Consider the following 8,375-nt stretch of genomic DNA (forward strand, 5'->3'; position numbering starts at 1 on the left):
ACCGAACACCACTTCGCTCCCCCCACTCCAGGAGGTCCATACACGATGGGTGACAGTCCTGCTGCCGGGCCGGCCACCGCGCCCGACGGCGATCCGGCGGGCGCACGGCGCCCGGGCACCGGGCGCACCGACGGCTACCGGACCGGCAACGCCGGTCCCGACACCGGCGGTTACCGCGTCCCGGCCGTCGGCGCCACCGGCGACGGCCTCGCCACCAACAACGGACGGGGCCCGGCCGGCCCGAACTCCGACGGCCCGTCCGTCCGCCTCGAGAAGCCGGTGTTCTACGGCTCCGCGATCGGCGTCGTCGCGATCGCGCTGTGGGCGCTGCTGCTGCCGGACAACGCGGCGGCGGTGATCGGCTCGGTCGTGGAGTGGATCTCCACGAGCTTCGGCTGGTTCTACATCCTCGTCGCCACCGCAGTACTGGTGTTCGTGCTGTTCCTGGCCTTGTCGAAGTACGGGTCGGTGAAGCTGGGCCCGGACCACTCGCAGCCGGACTTCCCGGCGCTGTCCTGGGCGGCGATGCTGTTCGCCGCGGGCATCGGCACCGACCTGATGTTCTTCTCGGTCGCCGAGCCGCTCTCCCAGTACGCCACGCCGCCGACCGGACAGGGCATGACCGCCGGCGCCGCCGAGCAGGGCACGATCTGGACGCTGTTCCACTACGGGCTCACCGGCTGGGGCATGTACGCCCTGATGGGCATCGCACTGGCCTACTTCGCCTACCGCCGTGAGCTCCCGCTGTCCATCCGCTCCGCGCTGTACCCGCTGATCGGGCGCCGGGTGTTCGGCCGGGTCGGGCACGGCATCGACCTCGCCGCCGTCCTCGGGACGATCTTCGGCATCGCGACGTCGCTGGGCATCGCGGTCGTGCTGCTCAACGTCGGCCTGAACCTGATGTTCGGCATCCCGGTGGGGCTGGCCGCACAGACCGGCCTGGTCGTCGTCTCGGTGGTCATCGCGACCGTGTCCGCGGTGTCCGGCGTCGACAAGGGCATCAAGCGGCTCTCCGAGCTCAACGTCGCCGCCGCGCTGGTCCTGGCCCTGTTCGTGCTGGTCACCGGGGACACGCCGTTCCTGCTGAACGCGCTGGTCTCCGACATCGGCCGGTACCTGGCGAGCTTCCCGTCGCTGACGATGGAGACCTTCGCGTTCGACCGCGGCCCGGCGGTCGACGCGTGGCTGAACAAGTGGACGCTGTTCTTCTGGGCCTGGTGGATCGCCTGGGCCTCGTTCGTCGGCATGTTCCTGGCCCGGATCTCCCGAGGGCGCACCATCCGCCAGTTCGTGCTCGGGACGCTGATCATCCCGTTCCTCTACGTCGCGTTCTGGATCTCGATCTTCGGCAACGCGGCGCTGCAGGCCGTGCTCAACGGTGACGCCGCGCTGCTGTCCCAGGCCGACGCGCGGCCCGAGTCCGCGTTCTTCACCCTGCTCGACCACTACCCGTGGGCCGGGTTCCTGGTCGGGCTCGCCACCGTCACCGGCCTGCTGTTCTACGTGACCTCCGCCGACTCCGGCGCGCTGGTCATGGCGAACCTGACGTCGTGGCGGCGCACCGCCCGTGACGACGCCGCCCCGTTCAACCGGATCTTCTGGGCGGCGGCGACCGGGCTGCTCACCCTGGCCATGCTGTTCGTCGGCGGGGTCACGACCCTGCAGAACGCCACGGTGATCATGGGGTTGCCGTTCGGCTTCGTGATCGTGCTGGTGATGATCGGGTTGTACAAGGCACTGCGGGTGGAGCGGCACCGCGCGCTGAGCAAGCGTTCCACGCTGCCCGGGCTGCTGTCCGGGCGCAGCGCAGGCGGCAACGACGCACCCGGCCAGAACTGGCGGGAGCGGCTGCGCCGCACCATGAGCCACGCCGACTCCCAGGGCGCCGCACGGTTCCTGTCCGGTACCGCGACCGCGGTGCTGGAGGACGTCGCCGCCGAGCTGCGCTCCGAGGGCGTGCCCACCCGGGTGCAGCGCTGCAACGAGCACGAGGCCCCCGAGATCGAGCCCGGCGAGGACCGCCCGGACGGGATCGAGCCGCTGGAGCTGGTCGCGGACATCAGCGAGACGCTGCCGTTCGTGTACCGGCTGGTCCCGCGGATCGTGGGGCTGCCGCGGTTCGGCGACAACGGCTCCGACGACAACGGTTCCGACGACGGCTCGGGTGGCGACGGCTCGGCCGGCAGCGCATCGGGTGGCTCGGTGGCCGTCGACGCCACGACCCCGGACGACGACGGGACCCGCCCGGCGCCGGGGGCCGACAGCACCGCCGAGACCGTCACCGGCTCCGCGGGCAGCTACCTGCCGGCCGCGGCCGGCATCGAGACCGTCGAGATGCCGGCGTGGACCGACCACCACCGCGTCGAGGTCCACCTGCAGGGCGGCGGGCAGGGCTACAACGTCATGGGCTACAGCTACGGCGCGCTCGTCGACGACCTGCTCGACCAGTACGAGCAGCACCTGGAGCTGCTGCGCCTGGAGCGCGAGGCCTCCGGCTGAGCGCCCCGCCCGGTCGGCGGTGAACGCACCTCGGGTGACCGCACCGTGACCCGCGGCGAGCGGTCCCGCCGCTTCGATCATCGCCGACCGGTAAGGCTACCCTGACCTGCATGACGGCTTCCCCCGCTCGACCACCGACCGGGCGCTCGGTGCTCCGCGGTTCGCTCGCCGCCTTCCGCGGCAGGCTGACCGCGGCCTCCGCGCTGTTCTGCGGCCACCAGGCCGGGGAGGCGCTGGTCCCGGTCCTGGTCGGTGTGGTGATCGACCGGGCCGTCGGCACCGGCGACCCGATGGCGCTGCTGTTCTGGCTGGTCGTGCTGGGGCTGGACTTCCTGTTCCTGTCCACCTGCTACCGCTTCGGCGCCCGCAACGCCTGGTTCGCCGACGTCAGCGCGGACGCCCGGCTGCGGCTGCAGGTCGCGTCCCGGCTGCTCGACCCGCGCGGCGGCGCCGAGACCGGCCGGCTGCCCGGGGAGCTGTCCAACATCGCCGTCGGCGACGCCAAGCGCGTCGCGATCGTCAGCTTCATGCTGCCGCTGGGGCTCGCCGCCGTCGTCGCCGTACTGGTGTCGGCGGTCGCACTGCTCACCATCTCGCTGCCGCTGGGCCTGCTGATCCTGCTGGGCACCCCTCCCCTGCTGTGGCTGGTGCAGCGCATCGGCAAGCCGCTGGAGCGGCGCAGCGGCGCCGAGCAGGAGCGCGCCGCGCAGGCGTCCGGGCTGGCCGCCGACCTCGTCGGCGGGATCCGGGTCCTCAAGGGGCTCGGTGCGGAGCGGGCCGCGGTGCGCCGCTACACCGGTGTCAGCGGGACCGCGCTCGGCGCGACGCTGCGCGCCACCCGCGCCGAGGCCGGCGTGCTCGGCTCGGTCCGGCTCGCGAACGGGCTGTTCCTGGCGCTGATCGCGCTGGTCGGAGGCCGTCTCGCCGCCGGGGGCGACCTGTCGGTGGGTGGCCTGGTCGCCGCCGTCGGGCTGGCGCAGTTCCTGCTCGGGCCGCTGGAGATGTTCGGTGCGGTCAGCGCACAGCTCGCGCAGGGCCGGGCGTCCGCGGCGCGGATCGCGGAGGTGCTCGGGACGCCGTACGCGGTCGGAGCGGGCCGCACCGGCCCCGAGAACACCAGCCTCGAGAACTCCGGCCCCGAGAACTCCGGATCCGGGGACGGCGCGCTGCCCGAGCGGCCCGGCCCGCTGGTGCTGCGCGACGTGCACGCCGACGGCCTCCACGGCGTCGACCTGGAGGTCCCGGCCGGTCAGCTGGTCGGCGTCGTCGCCGACGACCCGCTGGCCGCCCGCGGCCTGCTCCGGGTGCTCGCCCGCGACACCGACCCGTCGTCCGGGGACGTGTCGCTGGCCGGCATCGGGCTCACCGACGTCTCCCCCGACGACGCCCGCGCCGCGATGCTCGTCGCCGCGCACGACGCGCACCTGTTCGCCGGGTCGCTGCGCGACAACGTCCTCGCCGGTGCCCCGGCGGGGCGCGACCCCGAGCCGGCGATGGCCGCGTCGCAGGCGGTCGAGGTGAGCGAGGCGCTGCCCGACGGCGACGACACCGCCGTCGCCGCCCGGGGCAGCTCGCTGTCCGGCGGGCAGCGGCAGCGGGTCGCGCTGGCCCGCGCGCTGGCCGCCGAACCGCCGGTACTCGTGCTGCACGACCCGACGACGGCCGTCGACGCCGTCACCGAGAGCCGCATCGCCGAGGGCCTGCGCGACCGCCGCACCGGGCGGACGACCGTCGTCGTCACGACCAGCCCGGCGCTGCTCGCGGTGACCGACCGCGCCGTCGTCCTGCGCGACGGGCGGATCACCGCCGACGCCACGCACGCCGAGCTCCTCGGCGACCCCGACTACCGGACCCTGGTGACCGGATGAGCGCCCCCGCACAGACCCACCTGCTCACGACGGCCCACCTGCTCCCGACGGCGACGACCGCGCGGGTCCGCGCCGTCCTCGGCGAGACGCTGCGCCCGCAGCGCGGCACCGCCGTGCTCGGCCTGCTCGCGCTGGTCGCCGCGTCCGCGGTCAGCCTGCTCACCGCGCCGCTGCTGGGCCGCATCGTCGACGTCGTCGCCGAGCAGCGCGGCGCCGACGCCGTCACCGGGCCCGTCATCGGGCTGGTCGCCGTCGCCATCGGGCAGGGCGTGCTCGCCGTGCTCGGCATCGCGCTCGTCGCGAAGGTCGGCGAGACGCTGCTGGCGCGGTTGCGCGAGCGGTTCGTCGAGCGTGCCCTGGACCTGCGCCTGGAGCGCCTGGAACGAGCCGGGGCGGGCGACCTGACCGCGCGGATCACCGACGACGTCTCGGTCGTCGCCGAGGCCGTCCGCGAGGCGCTGCCGGAGTTCGCGCGCGCCGCGCTGCTCGTCGCGCTGACCCTGGTCGGGCTGGCCGCGCTGGACTGGCGATTCCTGGTCGGTGCACTGCTCGCCGTCCCGATCCAGGCGTGGACGGCGCGCTGGTACCTCACGCGCTCCGGCCCGATCTACGGCGACCTGCGCGTCGCCTACGGCACCCAGCAGCAGCAACTGCTCGACACCGCATCCGGCGTCGCGACCGTGCGTGCGTTCCGGCTACAGGACGAGCACGCCACCACCGTGCGGGAGCGGGCGCAGGACGTCGTCCGGCTCTCGCTGCGGGTGATCCGGCTGCAGACCCGCTTCTTCGGCCGGCTCAACGGCGCCGAGTTCGTCGGTGTCGCAGGCGTCCTGCTGGCGGGGTTCTGGCTGGTCGGCTCCGGTGGAGCGACGATCGGTACGGCCAGTGCCGCGGCGCTGTACTTCATCAACCTGTTCACCCCGATCAACGTGCTGCTCTTCCAGCTCGACGCCGCCCAGTCCGCGACCGCGGGCCTGCGCCGGATCGTCGGGGTGGCGGATCTGCCCCCCGAACCGGTACCCGAGGACCCGGCGCACCCGGCGGACTCCCGGGTCGTCACGTCCGGGCTGGGGCACTCCTACGTCGCCGACCACCCGGCGCTGAGCGACGTCGACCTCGACGTCGCCCCGGGTACCCGGGTCGCGCTCGTCGGCGCCAGCGGGGCCGGGAAGACGACGCTCGCCAAGCTCGTCGCGGGGCTGCACGAGCCGTCGGCCGGCCGGGTCGAGATCGGCGGCGCCGGGCTCGCAGAGCAGGGACCGGAGGTGGTCCGGGAGAACGTCGCCCTGGTCACCCAGGAGGTCCACGTGTTCTCCGGGACCCTCGCCGACGACCTGCGCCTCGCCGCCCCGGACGCCGACGACGACGCGCTGCGCGCCGCCCTGGAGACCGTCGGTGCCCGCGAGTGGGCCGACGCGCTGCCCGACGGGCTCGGCACCGTCGTCGGCGAGGGTGCGCACGAGCTGTCGGTGGTGCAGTCCCAGCAGCTCGCGCTGGCCCGCCTCGTGCTGGCCGACCGGCCCGTGGTGATCCTCGACGAGGCGACCGCCGAGGCCGGCAGCGCCGGCGCCCGGGTCCTGGAGGACGCGGCGGAGGCGGCGCTGCGCGGCCGGACCTCGCTGGTCGTCGCGCACCGGCTCACCCAGGCCTCGACCGCGGACCGGATCGTCGTGCTCGACGGCGGCCGCATCGTCGAGCAGGGCACCCACGACGAGCTGGTCGCCGCCGGCGGCACCTACGCCCGCCTCTGGGCCGCCTGGTCCGGCCTGCGGACACCGACCACCTGACCCCGCTCCGCCACCCGTGATCGGCGTTCTGCCGGTGTCCCGTGCCGGATACGGCACCGGACACCGGCGAACCGCCGATCACGGTCGCGCGGCAGGCAGACGAGTGCCCCGCCCGGACGATCCGGACGGGGCACTCGGGAACGGAGACGGACCTCAGCCGAGGTAGTCCCCCATGCGCCGGAAGTAGTCACCGGCGACGTGCTCGACGCCCTGGTCGTCGAGCACCCGCTGCAGCACCAGGCCGTGCTGCCCGCCACGCCAGGCGTCCGGCCCGGCGACGACGATCACGCCGGTGCCCTCGCGGGCGAACACCCGGCCGTTCGTGCCGCCGGCCCGCTCCCGGGACACGCTCGCCTCCAGCACGCGCAGGCGTCGTCCCTCGTGCTCGCACCAGGCGTTCGGGTACGGCCCGGTCTGCGCACGCACCAGGTTGACCAGGTCCCGCGCCTCCCGGTCCCAGTGGATCCGGTTGTCCGGGTCGGCCCGCTTGTGGAAGAACGACGCGTGCGCCGGGTCCTGCTCCAGCCAGTCGTGCGGCCCGTACTCGACGCGGTCGAACGCCTCGACCGCGAGCGAGCCGAACAGCACGACGGTGCGCTGGAACAGGTCCTCGGTGGTGTCGGTCGGGGTGACCGGCACCGTGCGCTGGCAGATGATCGGCCCGCGGTCGAGGTCGGCGTCCATCCAGTGCGCGGTGATCCCGACCTGCGACTCGCCGTTGATCAGCGCCCAGTTCAGCGGGGAGAACCCGGCGTACTTCGGCAGCAGCGAGTCGTGGGTGTTCACCGTGCCGCGGGTGGGCGCGGAGAACACGTCCGGGGAGATCCAGGTGCGCCAGTTGCAGGCGATCCCGATCTCGGCGCCGGCCTCCTTGATCGCCCGGACCAGGTCGTCGTCGACGGCCTTCTCCCGGTAGAGCACCGGGATGCCGTGCTCGCGGGCGAGGTCACCCATCGACTCCTGGAAGATGACGGGTGACCACTCGCCCTCCTCCGGGTGGCTGACCACGAGCACCACCTCGTGGCGCGACTCGAGGAGGTCGGCCAGCAGCCGCGCTCCCCATTTCTGGTAGCCGAACAGGACGACACGCACTCTCGACGAACTCCTAGACCTGGGCACGCGGGGTCACCGCGCACCGGTGAATCGGTGGATGGGGTAGGGGACCTACTTGGCGATGCCGGGCCTGGCCTTGCGGACGGCCGCAGCGAGGTTGCGGACCTCCTCGACCGAGCCCTGGTAGCTGAACCGGGGCTCGCCGTTCCAGCCGCCGAGCTGGCCGGCCTTCACCGCGGGCAGCGCCGCGAACGTGGGGAACTGCTTGATCATCTGCTGCTGGGGCAGCGAGAACGTGCGGATGTCGGTGAGGATCAGGTCCGACGGGTACTTGCCGACCTGCTCCCAGGACAGCTGCTCCAGGAAGTCCGCGGACAGCGGGGCCCCGGCGCGGGCCGAGGTCAGGCCGAGCGTGGTGTACCAGTTGATGTTCGGGTAGAAGGTCGGGCTGGCGACGTAGAAGCCGTCGGTGTCGCCGTAGACGAACTCGGCGCGCAGGCCCTTCTTCTCCGCGACCGCGGCCTTGAGCTCGTCGCCTGCCTTGGTGAACGCGTCGCGCGCCGTGGCGATGCCCGGCTCGTTGACGTCGGCGCCGAGCCGCTCGGCGAGGGTCTGATAGCCGCCGATGATCTCCGGGATCGGCTTGCCGAACTCACGGATCGAGTAGACCGGGCAGATCTTCTCGATCTGGGCGAGGTCGTCCTTGATGACCCAGCGGCTGTCGGGGGTCTCCCCCGCCAGGCTCGCGATCATCAGGTCCGGGTTCAGCGCGGCGAGCTTCTCCAGGTTGACGCCGTTGTAGTCCTCGCCGCCGATCGACTGGACCTGGCCGAGGTCCATGTTCCCGGCCTGCAGGTTCGGCTTGCCGTCGCTGTCGCGCGACGGGCCGTAGAGCCCGGCCGGGCGGACGCCGAAGTCCCACAGCGCGGCGGCGCCGTTGACGTAGGCGACAATCTTCTGCGGCCGCTGCGGCAGCGAGATCTTCTTGCCGAGGTCGTCGGTGTACTCCCACGGCCCACCGGCCGCGCCCGCACCGCCGCCGGCTCCCCCCTGCTCGTTCCCGCCCCCGCCGCCGCACGCGGTGAGCGCGGCCAGGGCGGCGGCCCCGCCGGCCAGGGAGAAGAACGAGCGCCTGCTGACGTTCTGCATGTCTACCTTTCTGGAGATG

Annotated in this window: 5 protein-coding genes; 3 read left to right on the plus strand and 2 right to left on the minus strand. The window is 73.4% G+C overall.

The window, feature by feature from the left end; translation table 11 throughout:
* Nucleotides 1-45: 45 nt before the first annotated feature.
* The 3 genes from betT to ACLE50_RS05490 all read left to right on the plus strand — a co-directional run bounded on the left by betT (nt 46) and on the right by ACLE50_RS05490 (nt 6,154).
* Nucleotides 46-2,499 carry a choline BCCT transporter BetT gene (gene betT, locus ACLE50_RS05480; protein WP_410942293.1) on the plus strand — a complete coding sequence of 818 codons (2,454 nt, stop codon included), beginning with the start codon at nt 46-48 and terminating at the stop codon, nt 2,497-2,499.
* A 110-nt stretch (nt 2,500-2,609) separates the two neighbouring features.
* Nucleotides 2,610-4,367: an ABC transporter transmembrane domain-containing protein gene (locus ACLE50_RS05485; RefSeq protein ID WP_410942294.1), complete on the plus strand. Its 1,758-nt coding sequence runs from the start codon at nt 2,610-2,612 to the stop codon at nt 4,365-4,367.
* A complete protein-coding gene (locus ACLE50_RS05490) occupies nt 4,364-6,154 on the plus strand; it encodes an ABC transporter ATP-binding protein (RefSeq protein ID WP_410942295.1) in 1,791 nt (596 codons plus the stop codon). Before ACLE50_RS05485 ends, ACLE50_RS05490 begins: the two co-directional genes overlap by 4 nt.
* A gap of 153 nt (nt 6,155-6,307) precedes the next feature.
* Here the strand turns inward: ACLE50_RS05490 and ACLE50_RS05495 are convergent, their stop codons facing one another.
* The gene (locus ACLE50_RS05495) at nt 6,308-7,246 is read right to left on the minus strand and encodes a methionyl-tRNA formyltransferase (RefSeq protein ID WP_410942296.1); all 939 of its coding nucleotides are present in this window, start codon (nt 7,244-7,246) and stop codon (nt 6,308-6,310) included.
* 72 nt (nt 7,247-7,318) lie between these two features.
* Nucleotides 7,319-8,356: an ABC transporter substrate-binding protein gene (locus ACLE50_RS05500; RefSeq protein ID WP_410942297.1), complete on the minus strand. Its 1,038-nt coding sequence runs from the start codon at nt 8,354-8,356 to the stop codon at nt 7,319-7,321.
* Nucleotides 8,357-8,375: the final 19 nt, after the last annotated feature.

This window comes from Pseudonocardia phyllosphaerae, assembly GCF_046546475.1.
GTDB lineage: Bacteria > Actinomycetota > Actinomycetes > Mycobacteriales > Pseudonocardiaceae > Pseudonocardia > Pseudonocardia phyllosphaerae.

Bases quoted from the DNA above. Each gene is read 5' to 3' on its own strand.
- ACLE50_RS05500 (WP_410942297.1), bottom strand. From the start codon at position 8,356: ATGCAGAACGTCAGCAGGCGCTCGTTCTTCTCCCTGGCCGGCGGGGCC.
- ACLE50_RS05485 (WP_410942294.1), top strand. From the start codon at position 2,610: ATGACGGCTTCCCCCGCTCGACCACCGACCGGGCGCTCGGTGCTCCGC.
- ACLE50_RS05490 (WP_410942295.1), top strand. From the start codon at position 4,364: ATGAGCGCCCCCGCACAGACCCACCTGCTCACGACGGCCCACCTGCTC.
- betT (WP_410942293.1), top strand. From the start codon at position 46: ATGGGTGACAGTCCTGCTGCCGGGCCGGCCACCGCGCCCGACGGCGAT.